This is a genomic window from Thalassovita sp. ABM4_323, from assembly GCF_056158665.1.
The window spans coordinates 1,374,906-1,397,333 of the sequence record NZ_JBSWTS010000007.1 but is presented as its reverse complement, the minus strand read 5'-3'; the positions used below and the strand labels follow the sequence as shown (position 1 = coordinate 1,397,333).

The following is a 22,428-nucleotide window of genomic DNA, read 5'->3' as shown; positions in this document are numbered from 1 at the left end:
GTCGCGGCGAATTGACAGAGGCATAAAATTCCAAGTATCAACACTCGAACGCAAGAATATTGCCCAACATGATTCACGAGGCCGCCATGACCGAGATCCAGAAAGACCGCCCCTGGTTGTTCCGCACCTATGCGGGCCATTCGACCGCCAAAGCCTCGAACGCGCTGTACCGGACCAACCTGTCCAAGGGTCAAACCGGCCTGTCCGTCGCCTTCGATCTGCCCACGCAAACCGGCTATGACAGCGATCACGTTCTGGCGCGTGGCGAGGTTGGCAAGGTTGGCGTGCCCGTCTGCCATCTGGGCGACATGCGCGCGCTATTCGATCAGATCCCGCTGGAGCAGATGAACACCTCGATGACGATCAACGCGACCGCGCCCTGGCTGCTGTCGCTGTACATCGCCGTGGCCGAGGAACAGGGCGCTGACGTGTCCAAACTGCAAGGCACCGTGCAAAACGACCTGATCAAGGAATACCTGTCGCGCGGCACTTATATCTGCCCGCCCAAACCATCGCTGAAGATGATCGCGGACGTGGCCGAGTATTGCTATGAAAACGTGCCGAAATGGAACCCGATGAACGTGTGTTCCTATCACCTGCAAGAGGCCGGCGCGACGCCCGAGCAGGAACTGGCCTTTGCGCTGGCCACCGGCATCGCCGTTCTGGACGCTCTGAAACCGCGCGTTCCGGCCGAGGACTTCCCCGCGCTATGTGGCCGGATCTCGTTCTTCGTGAATGCAGGCATCCGCTTTGTCACCGAGATGTGCAAAATGCGCGCCTTCGTGGATCTGTGGGACGAGATCCTGGAAACCCGCTATGGCGTCGAAAACCCGAAATATCGTCGCTTCCGCTATGGTGTGCAGGTGAACTCGCTGGGTCTGACTGAACAGCAGCCGGAAAACAACGTCTACCGCATCCTGATCGAGATGCTGGCCGTGACCCTGTCGAAAAAGGCCCGCGCCCGCGCTGTGCAGCTGCCCGCGTGGAACGAAGCGCTTGGCCTGCCGCGCCCCTGGGATCAGCAGTGGTCGCTGCGGATGCAGCAGATCATGGCCTACGAAACCGACCTGCTGGAATACGAAGACCTGTTCGATGGCAACCCCGCCGTGGATCGCAAGGTCGAAGCCCTGAAAGAAGGTGCGCGTCACGAGCTGGCCAACCTGGATTCGATGGGCGGGGCTGTTGCCTCGATCGAGTACATGAAATCGCGCCTGGTGGAATCGAACGCCGACCGTCTGAACCGGATCGAAAAGAACGAAACCATCGTCGTTGGTGTGAACAAATGGACCGAGGCCGAGGAATCGCCGCTGACTGCCGGGGATGGTGGCATCATGGTCGTCGATCCGGCGGTTGAGGCCGAGCAGATCGACCGCCTGAACGAATGGCGCGCCGATCGTGATCAGGCCGCCGTGGATGCCGCGCTGGCCGCGCTGCGCGAAGCCTCGACTAAGGGCGAAAACGTCATGCCCGCCTCGATCGCGTGCGCCAAGGCCGGTGTCACCACCGGGGAATGGGCCGCCCAGATGCGTGTGGTTCATGGCGAATACCGTGGCCCGACCGGCGTGTCGAAATCGGTGTCCAACAAGACCGAGGGTCTGGACGACATCCGCAACGCTGTCGACGCGGTTTCCGACCGTCTGGGTCGCCGCATGAAGTTCCTGGTGGGCAAACCGGGGTTGGATGGCCACTCGAACGGGGCTGAACAGATCGCCTTCCGTGCGCGCGATTGCGGCATGGATATCACCTATGACGGCATCCGCCTGACCCCCGAAGAACTGGTGAAAACCGCCCGCGAAGAGGACGCCCATGTTGTGGGTCTGTCGATCCTATCGGGCAGCCACATCCCACTGGTCGAGGACATGATGGTGCAAATGCGCGAGGCCGGCCTGGGCCATATCCCCGTGATCGTGGGCGGCATCATCCCCGATGATGACGCTCAGCGTCTGCTGGCGATGGGTGTTGCCAAGGTTTATACCCCCAAGGATTTCGAGCTCAACACGATCATGATGGACATCGTGACCCTGGTCGACCCGCAGCAGGTTGCCGCCGAGTAATCCCGGAAATCAACCAATCTTAAGCCGCCCGTGGTTGCCATGCCGCGGGCGGTTTTGCATTCTGGGCTGGCAACGCAAAGGACCCGCCCATGACCTTGGAAATCCGCCCCCTTCTGGCCTCGGATCAGGCCGACTGGCGCCGTCTGTGGACCGCCTATCTGGACTTCTACGAAAGCGCGATCAGCGAAGAGGTGTATGCCGCGACCTTTGCCCGACAAATCTCGGACGATTACCCCCATCAGGGCGCCTACTTGGCCCTGCTGGACGGTAAAGCCGTGGGGTTGGTTCACTACATCCTGCACGCCCATAACTGGCGGGTCGAGGACGTGGTGTATCTGCAGGACCTCTACGCCGACCCCGAGGTCCGCGGTCAGGGCATCGGACGCGCTTTGATTCAGCAGGTCTATGATTTTGCGGACAAAAACGGCACACCAACCGTGTATTGGATGACCCAAGAGTTCAATTCCACGGCCCGGCAATTGTATGATCGCATCGCCCATGTGACCCCGTTCATCAAGTATCAACGCTAAAGGACAGCCCATGACCATCCATATCGGTGCCAAACCCGGCGAGATCGCTGAAACCGTCCTCATGCCGGGTGATCCCTACCGTGCAAAATGGGTCGCCGAGACCTTTCTGGATGGTCCCAAACTGGTCAACGAGGTACGTGGGATGCTGGGCTATACCGGCACGTGGCAAGGCAACCCGGTGACGATCCATGGCTCGGGGATGGGGATGCCCTCATTGTCGATCTATGCCAACGAGCTGATCCGAGACTACGGCGCCAAGACCCTGATCCGCATCGGGTCATGTGGTGGGATGCAGAGATCGGTGAACCTGCGCGACGTGATCCTGGCGATGACGGCCTCGTCGATCTCGACCCCGTCCGTTGGTATCTTCAAAGAGCTGAACTTTGCCCCCTGCGCCGACTATAGCCTGTTGCGCGCGGCGGCGGATGCGGCGGCGGCCAAGGGAACGCCGACCCATGTGGGCGGGATTTACTCGGCGGATGTGTTTTACGACGAACGCCCGGATCTGAACGAGCAAATGACCCGACACGGCATTCTGGCCGTCGAGATGGAGGCCGCCGAGCTGTACAATCTGGCGGCGCGCTATGGCGTCCGGGCCTTGGCTGTTCTGACGGTTTCGGACAACCTTTTGACCGGCGAGGCCCTGCCCAGCGAAGACCGCGAAAGCTCGTTTGCGGACATGGTAGAGATCGCGCTGAACGCCGCCTTTGCCTAGCGCCCGTGGCTGCGGTCATACCCGTTGATCGGCGGGCTGTGCCAGCCGACCAGCGCGCCTTCAGCCGGGGCGAAGATCTCGATCAGCAGCGGGTGACAGGCGACCGTGTCCGAGCTGTGCTCGGATGAACAATCCCCGCCCGGACAGGCCGACAAGGCCCCCAACAGGTTGATCTCGGCGAAGAATTCCAGGTAATCACCGGGCCGCACCGGGCTGGCCTTCATGAAATACTGGCCCGTATCGCGGGTGAACCCGGTGCACATGAACACATTCAGCACGTCATGCACATGCGGTTCTGCCTGCGCCAGGCTCAGCCCGGTGGCGTCCGCCAAGGCACGCGTCAGGTTGGAGTGACAGCAATGGTGATACTGCCCACCCGCCAGCAGGTTGTTCGTGTACGGGTCGCAGCGCGTGCCGATCACATCATGGACGGACCCGCCGAATTCGTCGATCCTGTACCAACCCAGCGTATCCTCGACAATCGTCGCCATCGGACGCAGCGCGGGAAACGAGGACCACATCCGCTCTCCGGCGGTCAGATGCGTGCCATGCAAGGCGCGGCTTTTGCCCGAGTAGAAACGCTCGGACAGATCATCTGCGTTCCACAGGTTCAGATCGCCGACCTGGGGCCCTTCGACGCTGGAAATCCGAAAAAAGTGGCCCGCCGGAACGCGAAAATGCGCGGCCTCGCGAGGCGCGGCGATTACCTCGTCCACTTTGCGGGCGGTGCGGCGCGCAGTGCGATACAGATCCAGCGGCGGCTCCGGCAGCGAGTCGTTCGGATAGCAAATCACGGGCGCGATCGCGCGCCGCTGAGCAGCGTCGGAGGGTTCGGTCATTCAGGGCCTCTTGGGTTTCACGCCCCTAGTTCGGGCCGCGCCCCCAAGCTGTGACAAGGCCTGACGACAAAGTCAAACCCTGCCTGCAAACGCCCCCTCGTGGCACGAGAGGGCGCCATCAAGCGCACAGGAATGCGGTCGTTTCTTAGGCGGCCGCCGCGTATTCATAGTACTCGACAGGCTCGTCTTCGGCCTTAACCGGGACGTATTCGGCAGGCGAATAGTATTCATAGGCCTGTTCCAAAGCTTCCAAAGCCGCCAATTGTTCGGGGGTTTTCAACGTGTTGGACATTTTCGTACCTTTCGGTGTTTGAACGTCCTCCCTGCATGCGAATGTACGCTTTTTGAAACGCAGGACATCCCCCAAAACAGAAATGCTGCCATGCAGCATTTGCAGATTTACCAAGCGGAAACAAAAAGGGCCGGCGCAAGGCCGACCCTTTGGTTTGATCAATTTGTCCGGATCACACGGTGCGGTTAACCATCATGTGCTTGATCGAGGCAATCGCCTTGGCCGGGTTCAGACCCTTGGGGCAGGTCTTGGCGCAGTTCATGATGGTGTGGCAGCGATACAGCTTGAAGGGATCCTCCAGGTCGTCCAGACGCTCGCCAGTGGCTTCGTCGCGGCTGTCGATGATCCAGCGATAGGCATGCAGCAACGCGGCCGGGCCCAGGTAACGATCCGAGTTCCACCAGTAGCTGGGGCACGAGGTCGAACACGAGGCGCACATCACGCATTCATACAGACCGTCCAGTTTCTTACGGTCCTCGATCGACTGCTTCCACTCTTTCGCGGGGCGGTTGGTCTTGGTTTCCAGCCACGGCATGATCGAGGCATGCTGCGCATAGAAGTGGGTCAGATCGGGGATCAGGTCCTTGACCACCGGCATGTGCGGCAGCGGGTAGATTTTGACGTCGCCTTTGATCTCGTCCATGCCATAGATACAGGCTAGGGTGTTGATCCCGTCGATGTTCATCGCGCAGGACCCACAGATGCCCTCGCGGCACGAGCGGCGGAAGGTCAGGGTGGGGTCGATCTCGTTCTTGATCTTGATCAGCGCGTCCAGGATCATCGGGCCGCACTTGTCCATGTCGACGAAATAGGTGTCGACACGGGGGTTTTCGTTTTCGTCCGGGCTCCAGCGATAGATCTGGAACTTGCGCAGATTGGTCGCGCCCTCGGGCTTCGGCCAGGTCTTGCCGGTCTTGATCTTCGAATTCTTAGGAAGCGTGAATTGAGCCAAAATACTGTCTCCTTGTTGCGCCGCCTGCCACGAAAGGCACCGAGCGGTACTTGGTTCCCGACCGTTGTGACATGGGTCGGAACTTGAGGGCGCCCCCCATCAATTGATGGACAGCGTATTGCGGTTCAGAGGCCCTCATTGCAGGGCCTCCTGTGAAAACGGTGTGCCAGACGCGATTTTGGTCAGCACGTTGGCGTCGCCCGGAAAAAAATCAGACAAGCGCGTCATCAGCAGCGGATCGCACGCAGACACCTGCAGGACGGCTTGATACAGGGGATCGCTCAACATCTGATGCCAGCGCTGATGCGTGTTCAGCTCTGAGGCCGAGCTGGCGTCTTTCTGAAACGACGAGCCCCCGCCATACCGAGCCACATCGCCCAGTGCATTGTCGGTCTGGGGCAGGCCCAAATCTGACAGTTTGCCCGCGCGATAGGCGTCGTCCACACACCAGGAATCATACGAAATGGACTGAATATCCAATTCCATGCTGATGCTGTCCAACATGTCCCGATACAAGTCGACACTGCGCATCAGAACCGCCACTCGCCGTGTGATGCTGTAATCTGTGTTGCCTTCAAGCTTCTTGGAGATCGAGGCAATCCAGTTCAAAAAACTGCGATAGATCACGATGTTCATGGACACCGCGCTTTGGTCGAACGCCCCACCCAGAGGTTTCTTGGCCGTGTTTTGCTTGGGCGACAGATCTTCATAAGAAATCATCAACATGGCGCCATCGCCGAGGCCTTGTGCCTCACGTGCCAGATCCTGCTGCGCATCTTTGATCGAAATCCGGCGTCCGTTCACCTCGGCCGAACCGAATTGAGACAGCGGGTCCTCTCCGCGGCGGCAATTGTTCAGAAACAAGACGCCTTCATCGGGCGCATTGCGCTGCAGCCAATTGGTAATCGCGTGATTTCCCGACCGGCGCATCCCGAACAAGCGCAACACCTTGCCGGGTTTGAACCCCAGACGCGATTCCAAAGTGGCCGCCTGTTTTCGTTTGCGCGGCGCCGGTTTCGGTTTCCCAACGGCCGACCGATCCAGCCAGCTGGTGTCGTTCTCATATCCGAGCTTGATCAGGGCATCCCCAAAGCGGTCGCAATAGGCCTGCGCCACGCGATCCGACATCTTGCCGGGCCATTGCCGCGCCGCACCCGAGCTCACATGTCCGGCCACCGCAGCGTTGCGCTGCGCCGGGTCGGCCATGCCGCCAAACAGGCTGTTGTCCCAGAACGCCTGCACACCGGCCTCCACCTGATCCGGGGACAGTCCAAAACGGGTCAGGGCCGCGCGGAACAACGTGCAATCGGTGTCAGTGATCAGGTCCTCATAACGCCACTCTATGCTGTTGGGATTGTCATAGTCCCAGTCCAGCATCTGCTGCAGCGTCTCGGCGTGCTTATGCTCCATCTCGAACAGGATGCGCTCTTCGGGGTCGGCGATGCTCAGCAGTTTTTGCTGATAGGTCATCCCGCCGAAATCCGCGCGCGGTTCATGCAGCCAGCCCTCTTTCCCGGCGGGTGCCGTTTCGTGGTAGCGCGCGCCAGACAGCAGCACGTCGCGCGGATCCCGAATGATATGCAGGAACAGAACGTCGTCCCGTTCGTTCAGCTCGGCCGGAAAGGCAAAATCCCAGTTGGTTCCCAGAACGCGCCCCCCGGTCGGAAGCCGTTTAACTGCGCGTTTCCACATCGAGAATTTGGGCAGGTCCAGCGCCGCAGACAGGGCCTTGAAGACCTGCTGCATCCAGATGGTGCCGGTTTTATGGTGGGTCCCGACGCACAGGATACGCGGAGCGGTGGGACTGGTCCCCTGCCCTGCCTGATCCATTTTGTGCGTCATCTGGTTCATACCTTGGATACCCTGGGTGAAAGGGACAGCCCCACCGGGGCCATCCCAATCTGGCTTAGAAGGTCCGCGCTTTGGGCGCGATTTTCTTCAGGTTGATGCCGCCTTGGTCTTCGGTGGTCAGCGGATCCTGGATGACCGGGCGATAGCTCAGATCAACCTTAGTGCCAGCCTCGTCGATGCGGCTGACGGTGTGGACACGCCAGTTTTCATCGTCACGCTCGGCAAAGTCCTCGTGCGCGTGGGCGCCGCGGCTTTCCTTGCGGGCTTCGGCGCTGACGATGGTCGACAGGGCCGAAGGCATCAGGTTGGTCAGTTCCAGCGTTTCCATCAGGTCCGAGTTCCAGACCAGCGACTGATCGGTGACTTTGACATCGCCCATTTTCCCGGCGATTTCGGTCATCGCTTCAACGCCTTCGGCCATGGTCTTGGCGGTACGGAACACGGCCGCGTCGCGCTGCATGGTTTTCTGCATTTCCAGACGCAGTTCTGCGGTCGGGATCGCACCGTCGGCATAGCGCAGGCCATCAAAGCGGGCAAAGACCTTCTCGATCTTGTCTTTTGATGCGGTCGGGATCGCGGCGTCGCGGTCGACAACCTGACCGGCGCGGATCGCCGAAGCACGGCCAAACACCACAAGGTCAATCAACGAGTTCGAGCCCAGACGGTTCGCACCGTGCACCGAGGCACAGCCAGCCTCGCCCACGGCCATCAGGCCAGGCACGATCGCGGTCGGGTCTTCCTCGGTCGGGTTCAGCACCTCGCCCCAATAGTTGGTGGGGATACCGCCCATGTTGTAGTGCACGGTCGGCAGAACCGGGATCGGTTCCTTGGTCACGTCAACACCGGCGAAAATCTTGGCGCTTTCCGAGATACCGGGCAGGCGTTCGGCCAGAGCGTCGGCAGGCAGGTGCGACAGGTTCAGGTGGATGTGATCGCCTTCGGCGCCCACACCGCGGCCTTCGCGGATTTCCATGGTCATCGAACGCGAGACATAGTCACGCGGGGCCAGGTCTTTGTACTGGGGCGCGTAACGCTCCATGAAACGCTCGCCTTCCGAGTTGGTCAGGTAACCGCCCTCGCCGCGCGCACCTTCGGTGATCAGGCAGCCCGAACCGTAGATGCCGGTGGGGTGGAACTGAACGAACTCCAGATCCTGCATCGGCAGGCCAGCGCGCATCACCATACCGCCACCGTCGCCGGTGCAGGTGTGGGCCGAGGTGGCCGAGAAATAGGCACGGCCGTAACCGCCGGTGGCCAGAACGACCATCTTGGCGTTGAAGACATGCATAGTGCCGTCGTCCAGCTTCCAGCAGACAACACCCTGACATTCGCCGTCATCGCTCATCAGCAGGTCGATGGCGAAATATTCGATGTAGAATTCAGCGTTGTTCTTCAGCGACTGACCATACAGCGTGTGCAGGATCGCGTGGCCGGTCCGGTCGGCGGCGGCACAGGTCCGCTGCACGGCGGGGCCTTCGCCAAATTCGGTGGTGTGACCACCAAACGGACGCTGGTAGATCTTGCCTTCTTCGGTACGGCTGAAGGGCACACCATAGTGCTCCAGCTCGTAGACGGCCTTAGGGGCTTCACGCGCCAGGTATTCCATCGCGTCCGTGTCACCCAGCCAGTCCGAGCCCTTGACGGTGTCATACATGTGCCATTGCCAGTTATCCGGGCCCATGTTGGACAGCGAGGCCGCGATACCCCCCTGCGCCGCAACAGTATGCGAGCGGGTCGGGAACACTTTGGTCACACAAGCGGTGCGCAGGCCTTGTTCAGCCATACCCAGGGTCGCGCGCAGGCCAGCACCGCCAGCACCGATGACGACCACGTCATATTCGTGGGTTTCGTATTCGTAAGTTGCCATTTCTTCTGCTTCCTTACAGCGCGATCTTGGCCAGGGCGAACAGGCCCACGGCGATCAGGACATAGGACAGGCCGGTCACAAACATGACCGCCATTTTACGGGTGGTCCCTTTTGTGTAGTCTTCGATCATCATCTGGGCGCCCTTGGCAAAATGGCGCATGGCGACAAACAAGGTCAGGCCGGTGATGACGGCGGGGATGGGGCGCGAGAACGTCTCGAGCACCTCGGCATGGCTGCCCCCCAGGGCGCGGCCAAAGACAAACACGAACAGCGGCACCAGGAAGGCCAGGCCAACGGCGCTGACGGTCATGTACCAATGATGTTCGGTTCCGGTATGCGAGGCGCCTTTGCCCTCGGCGCGTTTGCGTGCGGTCAGGTAACGCATTCTGGCCTCCTTACACGATCACGATGGTCAGGACGGTCAGAACGACCGAACCGATGATGCAGGCCCAGCCCAGCTTTTCGGCTGTCGGGATATCCAGCCCCTTGCCAGCGTCGAAATACAGATGACGCAGACCGGCCAGGTAGTGATACCAGACGCCCAGGGCCGACAGGGTAAAGACGATATCGCCGAACCACGAGGTCAACACGCCATTGGCAATGTCATAGTACTCGGCGCTTGTCGCGGCTGCCAGCAACCACCATACAACCAGAAGCGCGGAAACGATCAAAGCGTTCCCGGTGATGCGCGTCAGGATAGAGGTCATCGAAGTCAGCTGCGGGCGATAGATTTGAAGATGCGGCGAAAGCGGGCGCTCGACCTGTTTCACATCGGCCATATCAGATCCTTTCAGGGTTCCCTTGCTTGTTGGGTTTATGGGACTTTTTTTGCCTTTTGTCACCAGTTACGACGCAACGCAGCACGGCAAAATTCACATAAATGTCAGAAAAAATCGCGTATGTGATCACACAAATCCTGTGCGTGATCACAAATTGAATTTAGAGTCTTTTTGTCGGGATTTTTGGCGATTCCTCAGCTATACCGCTAACATTTTCGCCACAAGAGGTGTCAGGGCCACAAAAAATGCAGCCCTGATCAGCATCCATCAGGTTGGCATCAGCGCCCAATAATCCAGATCCAGCAGAACCTCGGGCTTGTATTTGCCATCTTCGCCCTTCAGCTCGAATGGCTCTCCACCACTGGTGGCCACCAGACGCAAGCGGATCGCACCAACACCCGGCGCATCGGTTTCGGCCTTGTCCAGAACCTCGGACCAGGCCTTGACCGTCAGGCCACTGAAGCAGGGGTTCGCATGGGCCCCGCCGTTCAGGCCCACAATCATCTGCGCGTTGGCCAGCCCATTAAAGGACAGCGCCCGCGCCATCGAGATCACGTGGCCGCCATAGATCAGCCGCTGCCCATCAGGGCGGAAGGTCGCGTCGAAATGCACCTTAGCCGTGTTCTGCCACAGGCGCGTGGCGATCATGTGCTCGGCCTCTTCGATGGTCACGCCATCCACGTGGTCGATTTTCTCGCCCACTTCGTAGTCGCCCCAGCGATGCGGTTCGCCCGCCTGAACGAAATCGTAGTTCGAGAAATCCAGCCCCTCGGGGATCACCAGATCCGTGGCCGGGATGACCTTGTTCAGCTCGGGGATGACGGTTTCGGGCGCAGGCGCGTCCAGATCGCGTTTGCGCACCATCACCCAGCGGACGTATTCCAGAACGGCCTCGCCCAGCTGGTTGATCCCGCGCGTACGCACGTAAACCACGCCCGATTTCCCGTTCGAGTTCTGCTTGAGCCCGATCACTTCGGACACCGAGCGCAGCGTGTCCCCGGCGAACACTGGCTTCAGCCAGCGCCCTTCGGCATAGCCCAGGTTGGCAACGGCGTTCAGCGACACATCCGGCACGGTTTTGCCGAACACAACGTGAAAGGCCGCCAGATCGTCCAGCGGGCTTTCGGGCAGGCCACTGTCACGAGCAAACTCGTCCGAGGAGTACAGCGCATGACGCGCCGGATACAGCGCGTGATACAGAGCGCGCTCGCCTTCACCCACGGTGCGCGGTACGGCGTGGCTGATCACGTCGCCGATTTTGTAGTCTTCGAAAAAGCGACCCGAATTGGTTTTCGCCATCAGTGTTCTCCAAGCTTCGTATCTGGGGTGTAGGTGCCCTCGACCTCTTTCACGACGGCCTGACCACAGCGCATGACACCGTTGGCAGCGTCAAAGGCATAGGTCGGTTCCCCGTGCAGTTCCCACCCCTTGTTCAGGGCGGCGGTGACTTTGTGGCAGAAGGCCGAGGTGTCATCCTCGGTCAAAAAGCGGTATAGTTTCATTGTCTTATCCATATGGAACATAGCCAAGGCCCTTGTGAACCAACACAAGGCCGACATAGATCACGATTGTGCCCAGCACCCCGCGGATCTCTTTTTTCATGGGGGCGGGTTCGGGTTTTACCCACTCGGTCTGGCGGTTCAACAGGATGACCTCGACCACCGCCCAGGCCAGCAGCCCGCCAAACAGGATGAAACTGGGCACATCCCCGTTCACCAGCAGATGCGCCACCGCCCACAGCTTGACCCCGGTCAGTTGCGGGTGCCGAACGTATCGCGCCAGCCGGGTTTGCAGCCCCGACACCGCGAACATATAGACCGACAGGATCATCAACAGGTTGTTGATCCCCACCAGCGCCGGGCTGCGCCCCCAAAGGAACGCACCCTCAGCCCCGCGATAGCCGATGACCATCAACACAACAGCTGCAAGCAGCGCCAGGGCAACGGGCCCTTTGCCCTTGTCCCCCATCGCGGCCCGTGCGCCGGGGGCGACCCGTTTGAACAGATGCGCGCCCGACCACAGCAGCACGCCCAGAATGAGCCAGATCATATGCATTCTCCGTATTTATCCTGGGCGACTATAGTGGGTTAACCGGCCAGTTCGGCAATAGCGGCGGCCTTGGCCAAGGTCTTTTTCGCAGTTTCGACGTGCAGGTTTTCCACGATCTTGCCGTCGACAACAGCCACACCCTGCCCTGCGGCCTCGGTTTCCTCGAAGGCGGCGATTTGGCGTTTGGCCAGGTCGATCTCGGCCTCAGACGGAGCAAACGCTTCGTTCGTGACGGGTACCTGCGCGGGGTGGATCAGCGTCTTGCCGTCATAGCCCATGTCCCGGCCCTGATCGCATTCGAATTTCAGGCCTTCGTCATCTTTGAACTGGTTGTACACACCGTCGATAGCAATCACGCCATGCGCGCGAGCGGCCAGCAGGATCATCTGCAACGAGGCCTGCATCGGCAGACGGTCGGCGCGGAAACGGCTGTTCAGCTCTTTCGCTAGATCATTCGTGCCGGCAACGAAACCGGTCAGCTGCGGGTGGGCGGCGATTTCCAGCGCATTCAGGATGCCCAGCGGGGTTTCCATCATCGCCCAGATCGGCTTGCCATTGCCCAGCAGGTCGGCCAGCGCCTGCACGTCCGCGGCCGAGTTCACCTTGGGCAGCAGAAACGCGTCGGCATCGGCATCGCGCAGCGCCTCGACATCACCTTTGCCCCATTCCGAATCCAGACCGTTGATGCGGATGATCTTGGCGCGGTTGCCATAACCACCCTCGGCCAGCGCGGCCTTCAGCGTGTCACGTGCGCCGACTTTGGCGTCGGGGCTGACGGCATCCTCGAGGTCGAAAATGATCGCATCAACAGGCAGCGTGCGGGCTTTTTCCAGGGCGCGATCCTTGGAACCGGGAATATAAAGAACCGAGCGATACGGGCGGGCAGTCATGTCCATGAGTCTTGTCCTCGTAATAATCTTGCGCGGACATGGCCAAATTTCTGCGAAAATTTCAAGAGGAATGTCGCCGCAACGCAGAATTTCTGGGCGTCGCCCCCCGAAAACGCCTGAAAACCTAGACTAAAGCATCCCAAATCAGCTTGATCCCGGTCAGCGTCAGCAGCGCGTAAGTCAGTCCGAAAAACAGCCGCTCGGGCACCATATGGTGCGCCTTAACCCCCAGCCATGCGCCCAGAATTGCAAAAGGCGCCAACATCAGATCGGCCCACAAGGTCTGAGCCGTAAAGATCCCCAAGAAGCTGTAGGGCACAAATTTGGCCACGTTGATCGCCCAGAAAATCAGTACGGTTGACGCCTGATAGGTCGTTTTCCCAAGCCCGCGCGACAACAGATATACTGCAGCGGGCGGCCCGCCGGCATGAGAGACAAAACTGGTGAAGCCAGCCGTCGCCCCAGCCAATGCGCCCCCCCAGGCCGGCATCTCGTTCGCGGGCGGTCGGATCAACCGCAGCTTCAGCCCCATCTGCCAAGCCACAAAGGCCAACGAGATCCCCCCAATCAACAGACGGAACACATCCGCATCGGCGATTTGGTACAGCCAGGCGCCCAGCGCTACGCCCGGCAACGCCCCAATGATCAGCAGCTTGGCATCCGGCCAGGACCACTTTTTCCAATAGGGCCGCAGGGTGGTGACATCGATAAGCATCAGCAGTGGCAGCATAATTCCCAAGGCTTGCCCGGGTTCCAGCACCAGCGCCAGAATCGAGGCCGACGCAAAGGCCGCCCCCGACCCAAATCCCCCCTTGGAAATGCCCGCAAAGGTGACCGCTAAAGCGGCAATGAAAAAAATCTCTAGATCCAGCAGCATGTCGCCGACTCGCATAACTCCCCGTTCACGCACAGCTTTAGCGATAACAATCGTCACATCCCAGTCACAAATACAAAACTGCCGCAGCGCAGCAGGCTTGAATTGAACGCGCGAACAGACTACCCCATGCGCGATTTTCATTCGGACCGGAGATATATTCCATGGCCAGACCCAAGATTGCCCTTATCGGCGCCGGCAACATCGGTGGCACGCTTGCTCACCTTGCAGCACTGAAAGAACTCGGCGACGTCGTTCTGTTCGACATCGCAGAAGGCCTGCCCGAGGGCAAAGCTCTCGACATCGCGGAATCGGGCCCCTCGGAAGGCTTTGACGCATCCATGTCGGGCACCCAGTCCTACGAAGACATCGCGGGCGCAGATGTCTGCATCGTGACCGCCGGTGTGGCGCGTAAGCCGGGCATGTCGCGCGACGACCTGCTGGGCATCAACCTGAAGGTCATGAAATCGGTTGGCGAAGGCATCGCCGCCTACGCCCCTGACGCATTCGTCATCTGCATCACCAACCCGCTGGACGCGATGGTTTGGGCCCTGCAGAAATTCTCGGGTCTGCCCGCGAACAAAGTCTGCGGCATGGCTGGCGTTCTGGACTCGGCTCGCTTCCGTCACTTCCTAGCAGAAGAGTTCAACGTGTCCATGCGCGACGTCACTGCCTTCGTTCTGGGCGGCCACGGCGACACCATGGTGCCGTCGGTGCGTTACTCGACCGTTGCCGGTATCCCCCTGCCCGACCTGATCGAAATGGGCTGGACCACCCAAGAGAAACTGGACGCGATGGTTCAGCGTACCCGTGACGGCGGCGCCGAAATCGTTGGTCTGCTGAAAACCGGTTCGGCTTACTATGCGCCCGCCACCTCGGCGATCGAAATGGCCGAAGCCTACCTGAAAGACCAGAAACGCGTTCTGCCCTGCGCCGCTTACTGCGACGGTGAGATCGGCGTGAAGGACATGTATGTTGGCGTGCCCACCGTGATCGGCGCGGGCGGCATCGAGAAGGTCGTGGACATCAAACTGAACAAAGAAGAGCAAGTGATGTTCGACAAGTCGGTTGACGCGGTCAAAGGCCTGGTCGACGCATGTAAAGAGATCGACCCCTCGCTGGCCTAAGCCATCGAACATTCGAGATTGCGAAAGGGCACCTTCGGGTGCCCTTTTTCTTTAACTACGCGCTATTTCATCCCCCCGTTACGTCCGTGTCGGATTTCCGTCTTGTCCCCGTCGTAGTCCGCGTGCAGACGACATCGGGGACCCCACTCATGACCCACCTGCGCACGGGACTCTGTTCTACACCTTTGGCCTGCATGGTTTTTCTTGCGGGATTTGTCCTGCTGATATCCGGTCGAAACGTCGAACGGCTGGGGGATCATTTCCAGATCGCGCTGCCTCTGGCCGGGTTGGCCTGCGCCTCGATGGAGGGGCGCTCGATGCAGTATCTTGGCCGCTACGTGCTGCTGGAAACCATCGTCAAAGGCTCGAAATTCGGGCTGGGGGACGCGCCCATCAACCAGCGCCCCAATGGCGGCAACAAAGGCTTCCCTTCTGGCCATACTGCCGCGGCATCGTTCGGGGCCACGGCCTTGATTTCGACCTGTCTGAAATCCAGTCACGCCGCGCAGATGGTGGCCGTGGTAGCGGCCGGTTTCGTCGGCACGTCCCGCGTGGATGCCGGCAAGCACACCCCCTGGCAGGTATTGGCGGGCGCTTTGGTCGGTTGGGCAACGCAAATTCTGGCGCTGACGGCATTTGACCGTGCCTTTCGCCGGGCGATGCGTTGGAGCGGCCGCCAACTGCGCGCCGGTCTTGGGGCGTGCCGCAAAGGTCTGCGCTTGGCGCAATTCCATACCCGTCGCTTGCCGGTAACCCGCACCTATCGCAACGTCCTGCGCGCGATGACCGCCTTTCTGGCAGCAATTCTGATCTCGGGGGGCCTCCCCGCTTCGGCCCAGGGATGGAGCATTTCGATCTATACCGGCCCGCAAAGCGCCCCGCATAGCAAGGTCTCGGGGCATGATCCTTTGGGCGTGGGATCGTTTGATTTCACGGCTGGCTGGAAAGGTAAACCCTTCGCCATGCCGCCCCATTACGGGCTGCGGGCAACTTGGTGGCGCAGTGAAACACTCGGCTTCACCGCGGATTTCAATCACACCAAGGTCTATGCAGATTCTGCCACGCTGGGCGCAACCGGAACATCCGGGGGCTTCGATCATCTGGAGTTTTCCGATGGTTTGAACAACCTGACATTCGGAGTGCTGCGCCGTTGGCCGCGTCACTGGAACATGCTGACGCCTTATGCGGGTGCCGGGGTCGGCGTCGCCATTCCTCATGTCGAGGTCCAGACCACGCCCACGGCACCTCGCACCTTTGATTACCAGATCGCGGGACCTTCGGTTTCACTGATGTTTGGCCTCAGCTATGGCCTAAACGACCAATGGGACATTTTTGGGGAATACAAAGGCACCTTCAGCCAGGTCCGCGCAGACCTGATTGGCGGTGGAACTTTGCGCACCGACATCATCACCAATGCACTCAACTTCGGTGTGACCCGGAATTTCTGATCTCTGGGCCATATTCGCCATTGCAATGCAGCAACTTGATGCTGCAGGGCAGCATTTGCGCTGTTAGAGTTAACAAACCGAATCATTTTTCTGCGCCAGCAGCGCGTTTGTGATCACACTCTGAAAAACTGTGATCACAAACCAATGAAAATAGGCAAAATTCGGCTTTTCTTGAAGAAATTGCTTAGGCTCGTCCGCAAGTTGAGGGTATAGATTCCCCCAATCGTAGCAAGACGGGACAGTTTTCATGAACATCCATGAATATCAGGCGAAAGCACTTCTTCGCGAATACGGCGCCCCGGTTTCTGAGGGACGTGCCGTCCTGAAGGCCGAAGACGCCAAAACCGCCGCAGGCGAGCTGGACGGCCCTCTGTGGGTTGTCAAAGCACAGATCCACGCAGGTGGTCGCGGCAAAGGCTCTTTCAAAGAAGCCGAAGCTGGTGAAAAAGGCGGTGTGCGCCTGGCCAAGTCGGTGGAAGAAGCCGCTGAAGAAGCCAAAAAGATGCTGGGCAAGACCCTGGTCACCCACCAGACCGGCCCCGCCGGCAAACAGGTGAACCGCATCTACATCGAAGCGGGCTCGGACATCGAACGCGAACTGTACCTGGCCTTCCTGGTCGATCGTCAGTCCTCGCGCGTGTCGATCGTTGCCTCGACCGAAGGTGGCATGGACATCGAAGAGGTTGCAGAATTGGCCCCCGAAAAAATCCTTTCCTTCGACATCGATCCGGCCACTGGCTACATGCCCTATCACGGCCGTCGCGTTGCCTTCTCGCTGGGTCTGACCGGCGGTCAGGTGAAACAGTGCGTTGCGCTGCTGGCGAACCTGTACCGTGCCTTCATCGAGAAGGACATGGAGATGCTGGAAATCAACCCGCTGATCGTGATGCCCGATGGCAACCTGAAACTGCTGGACGCCAAGCTGGGCTTTGACGGCAACGCTGTTTACCGTCACCCCGACGTCGCCAACCTGCGCGACGAAACCGAAGAAGACCCCAAAGAGCTGGCAGCGTCGAAATACGACCTGAACTACATCGCTCTGGACGGTGAAATCGGCTGCATGGTGAACGGTGCGGGCCTGGCGATGGCCACCATGGACATCATCAAGCTGTACGGCGCTGAACCGGCCAACTTCCTGGACGTTGGCGGCGGCGCCACCAAGGAAAAAGTGACCGAAGCGTTCAAGATCATCACCTCGGACCCGAACGTCAAAGGCATCCTGGTGAACATCTTCGGCGGCATCATGCGCTGTGACGTCATCGCCGAAGGCGTTGTCGCCGCGGTGAAAGAGGTCGGTCTGCAGGTTCCGCTGGTTGTGCGCCTGGAAGGCACCAACGTCGAAGCGGGCAAAGAGATCATCAACACCTCGGGCCTGAACGTGATCGCCGCCGACAACCTGTCGGACGGTGCAGAGAAAATTGTGAAAGCGGTGAAGGGCTAAGACCAATGGCAGTTCTTATTGACGAAAACACCAAAGTCATCTGTCAGGGCTTCACCGGCTCGCAGGGTACTTTCCACTCGGAACAGGCGATCGCCTACGGCACCAAAATGGTTGGCGGCGTGACCCCCGGCAAAGGCGGTTCGGACCATCTGGGTCTGCCCGTGTTCAACTCGGTCCACGAAGCCAAGCACGTGACCGAGGCCAACGCCTCCGTGATCTACGTTCCCCCGCCCTTCGCGGCTGACTCGATCCTCGAAGCGATCGACGCCGAGATGGAGCTGATCGTTTGCATCACCGAAGGCATCCCGGTTCTGGACATGATGAAGGTCAAGCGCGCCCTGATGGACAGCTCGTCGCGTCTGATCGGCCCGAACTGCCCTGGCGTGATCACCCCGGACGCCTGCAAAATCGGCATCATGCCCGGCCACATCCACCAGCGTGGTTCGGTCGGCGTTGTGTCGCGTTCGGGCACCCTGACCTACGAAGCGGTGAAACAGACCTCGGACATCGGTCTGGGTCAGTCGACCGCCGTCGGCATCGGTGGTGACCCCATCAAGGGCACCGAGCACATCGACGTGCTGGACATGTTCCTGGACGACGATGAAACCACCTCGATCATCATGATCGGTGAAATCGGTGGTTCGGCCGAAGAAGAAGCCGCCGAATTCCTGGCAGAACAGCGCAAAAAAGGCCGCTGGAAACCCACCGCTGGCTTCATCGCTGGCCGTACGGCGCCTCCGGGCCGCCGCATGGGTCACGCTGGTGCCATCGTTGCCGGTGGTAAAGGCGACGCGGAATCCAAGATCGAGGCCATGAAATCGGCCGGTATCGTGGTTGCCGACAGCCCCGCCACTCTGGGCGAGGCCGTGCTGAAAGCGATTGAGCTGGGCTAACATGCTGACCCGGCTTGCATATCGCACCGCGACTGCGCCTTTTCCGTTGGGAAGGGCGCTGTCCGCGATCCTGGGCCGGGCCTCACACCAGGTGGCAGCGCTGGCAACGGCGCTGCTGCTGATCTTTCTGCCTGGCGCGGCCGCTGCGCTGGACATGGGCAAGCTCAAGGGCTCGGTCTATGGCACGGGCACCCGCAATCTGATCGTTATTCTGCACGGCGATAGCGGCCCATCGAAGGGCTATGACGCCTACGCCCGCTCGCTGGCGCAGCGCTATGCGTCGGTCACCGCCGTGGCGCTGACCCGCCCCGCCTTTACCGGCCCCACCGGGCGCAGCCCGGGCCAGAACCCCAAGAAAGACCACTTTACCTCGCGCAACAACAAGTTGCTGGCCGAATCCCTGGCCGCCATGAAGGCCGACCTGACCCCCCGGCAGCTGATCGTGGTCGGCCATTCGGGCGGGGCCGGCATGATGGGCACCATCGTGGGCCGCTTTCCCGGCATCGTTGATGTCGCCATCCTGGCCGCCTGTCCCTGCGATGTGCCCAACTGGCGCAAGCACCGCCGCGGCAAAAACAACTGGAAGCAAAGCCAGTCGCCCCATCGCTACGCCAAGAAAATCCCCGCCAACACGCGGGTGATTGCCATCACCGGCACAGATGACGAAAACACCCTGCCCCGCTTCGCCCAGCTTTATGTGAAACTGGCGAATGAGGCCGGGGCCAATGTGGCCCTGCTCAGCCCCAAGGGGGTGACGCACGGGTTCCGCTCGCTCAGACCATACGTCGACAAGCAGGTCGTTAAACTGCTCAAATAACAACAACATAACAACATTCGACGAAAAGATCGGATATGCCATGACTGACCAAAGCCCTAACGACCTCTTCCACGCCTCCAGCTTTATGCAGGGGCATAACGCGGAATATCTGGAGCAACTGCATGCCCGCTGGGCGAACGATCCCAACGCGGTGGATGCCGCCTGGGCCGAGTTCTTCAGTCAGCTGGGTGATAGCGAAATGGACGCCAAGGCCGAGGCCGAGGGCCCCTCTTGGGCACGCCCTGACTGGCCTCCGGTTCCCAATGACGATCTGACTGCCGCGCTGGACGGTCAGTGGCCCGCCGCCCCCGCCGAGGCCAAAAGTGCTGGCAAAAAGATCGCCGCCAAGGCCGCCGAAAAGGGTGTCGAGGTCAGCGACGAAGCGATCAAACGCGCCGTTCTGGATTCTGTCCGCGCGCTGATGATCATCCGCGCCTATCGTATTCGTGGCCACCTGGTCGCAGACATTGATCCGCTGGGGATGCGCGACAAAACTCCGCATCCCGAGCTGGACCCGAAATCCTATGGCTTCACCGAAGCCGACATGGATCGCCCGATCTTCATCGACAACGTGCTGGGGCTGCAGGTCGCGTCGATGCGTCAGATCATCGACATCGTCAAGCGCACCTATGCAGGCACTTTTGCGCTGCAATACATGCATATCTCGGATCCCGAACAAGCTGGCTGGCTGAAGGAACGGATCGAAGGGTTCGACAAGGAAATTAAGTTCACCCGCGAAGGCCGTAAGGCCATCCTGAACAAGCTGGTCGAGGCCGAGGGCTTTGAAAAGTTCCTGCACGTCAAGTACATGGGCACCAAGCGTTTCGGCCTGGATGGTGGCGAAAGCCTGATCCCCGCGATGGAACAAATCATCAAACGCGGTGGCAACCTGGGGGCTCAGGACATCGTCATCGGCATGCCCCACCGCGGTCGTCTGTCGGTGCTGGCCAACGTGATGAGCAAACCCTACCGCGCGATTTTCAACGAATTCCAGGGTGGCTCGTTCAAGCCCGAGGAAGTCGATGGTTCGGGTGACGTTAAATATCACCTGGGCGCCAGCTCGGACCGTGAGTTTGACGGCAACAAGGTTCACCTGTCGCTGACTGCCAACCCCTCGCACCTAGAGGCGGTGAACCCGGTGGTTCTGGGCAAATGCCGCGCCAAGACCGATCAGCTGAACGATCCTGAACACCACTCGGTCATCCCGGTACTGCTGCACGGGGATGCGGCCTTTGCCGGTCAGGGTGTTGTGGCGGAATGTTTCGCCCTGTCGGGTCTGCGTGGCCACAAAACCGGCGGCACGATCCACATCGTTGTGAACAACCAGATCGGGTTTACCACGGCGCCGCACTTCTCGCGCAGCTCGCCCTATCCCACCGACAACGCGCTGGTGGTTGAGGCCCCGATTTTCCACGTGAACGGGGACGACCCCGAGGCCGTGGTTCACGCCGCCAAGGTCGCCACTGAATTCCGCATGAAGTTCCACAAAGACGTGGTTATCGACATGTTCTGCTATCGCCGCTTCGGTCACAACGAAGGCGACGAGCCCATGTTCACCAACCCGATCATGTACAAGAACATCAAGAAGCACAAAACCACGCTTCAGCTGTACACGGATCGCCTGGTCAAGGACGGTCTGATCCCCGAAGGCGAGATCGAGGATATGAAAGCCGCGTTCCAGGCCCATCTGAACGAAGAGTTCGAGGCCGGCAAAGACTATAAGCCCAACAAGGCCGACTGGCTGGACGGGCGCTGGTCGCACCTGGATCGCGACGCCGAGGACAACTATCAGCGGGGTCAAACCGCGATTTCCGAAGACACGCTGAAAGAGGTCGGCACCGCGCTGGCCCGTGTCCCTGACGGGTTCCCAACCCACCGGACCGTCGCCCGCCTGCTGGACGCCAAGGCCAAGATGGTCGAGACCGGCAAGGGCTATGACTGGGCCACGGCCGAGGCGCTGGCCTTTGGCTCGCTGCTGACCGAAGGCTACCCGGTTCGCCTGGCCGGTCAGGACTGTACGCGTGGCACGTTCTCGCAGCGTCACTCGGGCCTGATCAACCAGGAAACCGAAGAGCGCTACTATCCGCTGAACAACATCCGTGAAGGTCAGTCGCGCTATGAAGTGATCGACTCGGCCCTGTCGGAATACGCGGTGCTGGGCTTCGAATATGGCTACTCGCTGGCCGAACCCAACGCGCTGACCATGTGGGAGGCCCAGTTCGGCGATTTCGCCAACGGCGCCCAGATCATGTTTGACCAGTTCATCAGCTCGGGCGAAAGCAAATGGCTGCGGATGTCGGGCCTGACGGTCCTGCTGCCCCACGGCTACGAAGGCCAGGGCCCCGAGCACAGCTCGGCCCGTCTGGAACGTTTCCTGACCATGTGTGGCGGCGATAACTGGATCGTTGCGAACTGTACGACGCCTGCGAACTACTTCCACATTCTGCGCCGTCAGCTGCACCGGACCTTCCGGAAACCGCTGATCCTGATGACGCCGAAATCGCTGCTGCGTCACAAGCTGGCCGTTTCCGACGCCGAGGATTTCCTGACCGGATCGTCCTTCCACCGCGTGCTGTGGGATGACGCCGAAAAGGGCCATTCCGACACCAAGCTGGTGGCCGACGACAAGGTCAAGCGTGTCGTGATGTGTTCGGGCAAGGTCTATTATGACCTGCTGGAAGAACGCGACGCCCGCGGCATCGACGACATCTATCTGATGCGGATCGAACAGTACTATCCGTTCCCCGCCATGACCCTGACCAAGGAACTGGCGCGCTTTAAGAACGCCGAAATGTACTGGTGTCAGGAAGAGCCCAAGAACCAGGGTGCCTGGTCCTTTATCGAACCCAACATCGAATGGGTCCTGACCCGCATCGACGCCAAGCACACCCGCCCGGTTTATGCCGGTCGCGCTGCTGCGGCCTCGCCTGCCACCGGTCTGGCCTCCATGCACAAAGCACAACAACAGGCGCTCGTGGACGAAGCGCTGACCATCGAAGGAAAGTAACCC

At 60.2% G+C, this 22,428-nt stretch carries 21 protein-coding genes; 9 read left to right on the top strand and 12 right to left on the bottom strand.

Going from position 1 to position 22,428, the window contains the following annotated elements; translation table 11 throughout:
- Positions 1 to 86 precede the first annotated feature (86 nt).
- The 3 genes from ACXADQ_RS09280 (at position 87) to deoD (ending at position 3,299) form a co-directional block, all read left to right on the top strand.
- Positions 87 to 2,054 (top strand): methylmalonyl-CoA mutase family protein, encoded by a 1,968-nt coding sequence (locus ACXADQ_RS09280; RefSeq protein ID WP_475319332.1) that lies wholly within the window; start codon positions 87 to 89, stop codon positions 2,052 to 2,054.
- 89 nt (positions 2,055 to 2,143) lie between these two features.
- Positions 2,144 to 2,584 carry an N-acetyltransferase family protein gene (locus ACXADQ_RS09275; RefSeq protein WP_475319329.1) on the top strand — a complete coding sequence of 147 codons (441 nt, stop codon included), beginning with the start codon at positions 2,144 to 2,146 and terminating at the stop codon, positions 2,582 to 2,584.
- Between the two features lie 10 nt (positions 2,585 to 2,594).
- Positions 2,595 to 3,299: a purine-nucleoside phosphorylase gene (gene deoD, locus ACXADQ_RS09270; protein WP_475319325.1), complete on the top strand. Its 705-nt coding sequence runs from the start codon at positions 2,595 to 2,597 to the stop codon at positions 3,297 to 3,299.
- Here deoD and ACXADQ_RS09265 read toward each other — a convergent pair.
- The 12 genes from ACXADQ_RS09265 to ACXADQ_RS09210 all read right to left on the bottom strand — a co-directional run bounded on the left by ACXADQ_RS09265 (position 3,296) and on the right by ACXADQ_RS09210 (position 13,710).
- Positions 3,296 to 4,138: an urea carboxylase-associated family protein gene (locus tag ACXADQ_RS09265; RefSeq protein WP_475319323.1), complete on the bottom strand. Its 843-nt coding sequence runs from the start codon at positions 4,136 to 4,138 to the stop codon at positions 3,296 to 3,298. The genes deoD and ACXADQ_RS09265 overlap by 4 nt on opposite strands.
- 145 nt (positions 4,139 to 4,283) lie before the next feature.
- Positions 4,284 to 4,430 carry a hypothetical protein gene (locus ACXADQ_RS09260; protein WP_475319320.1) on the bottom strand — a complete coding sequence of 49 codons (147 nt, stop codon included), beginning with the start codon at positions 4,428 to 4,430 and terminating at the stop codon, positions 4,284 to 4,286.
- Positions 4,431 to 4,602: 172 nt separating this feature from the next.
- Positions 4,603 to 5,382 carry a succinate dehydrogenase iron-sulfur subunit gene (locus ACXADQ_RS09255; protein WP_420569495.1) on the bottom strand — a complete coding sequence of 260 codons (780 nt, stop codon included), beginning with the start codon at positions 5,380 to 5,382 and terminating at the stop codon, positions 4,603 to 4,605.
- 135 nt (positions 5,383 to 5,517) lie between these two features.
- Positions 5,518 to 7,233, bottom strand: coding sequence for a hypothetical protein (locus tag ACXADQ_RS09250; protein ID WP_475319316.1), 1,716 nt, complete (start codon positions 7,231 to 7,233; stop codon positions 5,518 to 5,520).
- 55 nt (positions 7,234 to 7,288) lie between these two features.
- Positions 7,289 to 9,100 (bottom strand): succinate dehydrogenase flavoprotein subunit, encoded by a 1,812-nt coding sequence (gene sdhA, locus ACXADQ_RS09245; RefSeq protein WP_475319313.1) that lies wholly within the window; start codon positions 9,098 to 9,100, stop codon positions 7,289 to 7,291.
- 13 nt (positions 9,101 to 9,113) lie between these two features.
- Positions 9,114 to 9,485 (bottom strand): succinate dehydrogenase, hydrophobic membrane anchor protein, encoded by a 372-nt coding sequence (gene sdhD / locus ACXADQ_RS09240; protein WP_475319311.1) that lies wholly within the window; start codon positions 9,483 to 9,485, stop codon positions 9,114 to 9,116.
- A 10-nt stretch (positions 9,486 to 9,495) separates the two neighbouring features.
- A complete protein-coding gene (gene sdhC, locus ACXADQ_RS09235) occupies positions 9,496 to 9,879 on the bottom strand; it encodes a succinate dehydrogenase, cytochrome b556 subunit (RefSeq protein ID WP_475319308.1) in 384 nt (127 codons plus the stop codon).
- A 267-nt stretch (positions 9,880 to 10,146) separates the two neighbouring features.
- Entirely contained in the window at positions 10,147 to 11,178 is a 1,032-nt protein-coding gene (locus ACXADQ_RS09230) for a MaoC family dehydratase (protein WP_475319305.1), read from the bottom strand.
- Positions 11,178 to 11,381, bottom strand: a complete 204-nt coding sequence (locus tag ACXADQ_RS09225) for a DUF1737 domain-containing protein (RefSeq protein WP_475319303.1) — start codon at positions 11,379 to 11,381, stop codon at positions 11,178 to 11,180. The genes ACXADQ_RS09230 and ACXADQ_RS09225 overlap by 1 nt, the downstream gene beginning before the upstream one ends.
- 4 nt (positions 11,382 to 11,385) lie before the next feature.
- Positions 11,386 to 11,928: an NnrU family protein gene (locus tag ACXADQ_RS09220; RefSeq protein ID WP_475319301.1), complete on the bottom strand. Its 543-nt coding sequence runs from the start codon at positions 11,926 to 11,928 to the stop codon at positions 11,386 to 11,388.
- A gap of 38 nt (positions 11,929 to 11,966) precedes the next feature.
- Positions 11,967 to 12,824: an HpcH/HpaI aldolase/citrate lyase family protein gene (locus ACXADQ_RS09215; RefSeq protein ID WP_475319299.1), complete on the bottom strand. Its 858-nt coding sequence runs from the start codon at positions 12,822 to 12,824 to the stop codon at positions 11,967 to 11,969.
- 118 nt (positions 12,825 to 12,942) lie between these two features.
- A complete protein-coding gene (locus tag ACXADQ_RS09210; RefSeq protein WP_475319295.1) occupies positions 12,943 to 13,710 on the bottom strand; it encodes a sulfite exporter TauE/SafE family protein in 768 nt (255 codons plus the stop codon).
- A 146-nt stretch (positions 13,711 to 13,856) separates the two neighbouring features.
- Here ACXADQ_RS09210 and mdh point away from each other — a divergent pair, with 146 nt between their 5' ends.
- From mdh to ACXADQ_RS09180, 6 genes are all read left to right on the top strand, one after another.
- Positions 13,857 to 14,819 (top strand): malate dehydrogenase, encoded by a 963-nt coding sequence (gene mdh, locus ACXADQ_RS09205; RefSeq protein ID WP_475319291.1) that lies wholly within the window; start codon positions 13,857 to 13,859, stop codon positions 14,817 to 14,819.
- 149 nt (positions 14,820 to 14,968) lie between these two features.
- Positions 14,969 to 16,267 (top strand): phosphatase PAP2 family protein, encoded by a 1,299-nt coding sequence (locus ACXADQ_RS09200; protein ID WP_475319288.1) that lies wholly within the window; start codon positions 14,969 to 14,971, stop codon positions 16,265 to 16,267.
- 247 nt (positions 16,268 to 16,514) lie between these two features.
- Positions 16,515 to 17,708 carry an ADP-forming succinate--CoA ligase subunit beta gene (sucC, locus tag ACXADQ_RS09195; RefSeq protein ID WP_475319284.1) on the top strand — a complete coding sequence of 398 codons (1,194 nt, stop codon included), beginning with the start codon at positions 16,515 to 16,517 and terminating at the stop codon, positions 17,706 to 17,708.
- A 5-nt stretch (positions 17,709 to 17,713) separates the two neighbouring features.
- On the top strand, positions 17,714 to 18,601 hold the full coding sequence (gene sucD / locus ACXADQ_RS09190; protein ID WP_475319280.1) for a succinate--CoA ligase subunit alpha: 888 nt from the start codon (positions 17,714 to 17,716) through the stop codon (positions 18,599 to 18,601).
- Entirely contained in the window at positions 18,588 to 19,418 is an 831-nt protein-coding gene (locus tag ACXADQ_RS09185) for an alpha/beta hydrolase family protein (RefSeq protein ID WP_475319277.1), read from the top strand. Before sucD ends, ACXADQ_RS09185 begins: the two co-directional genes overlap by 14 nt.
- A gap of 40 nt (positions 19,419 to 19,458) precedes the next feature.
- Positions 19,459 to 22,425: a 2-oxoglutarate dehydrogenase E1 component gene (locus tag ACXADQ_RS09180; protein WP_475319273.1), complete on the top strand. Its 2,967-nt coding sequence runs from the start codon at positions 19,459 to 19,461 to the stop codon at positions 22,423 to 22,425.
- Positions 22,426 to 22,428 lie beyond the last annotated feature (3 nt).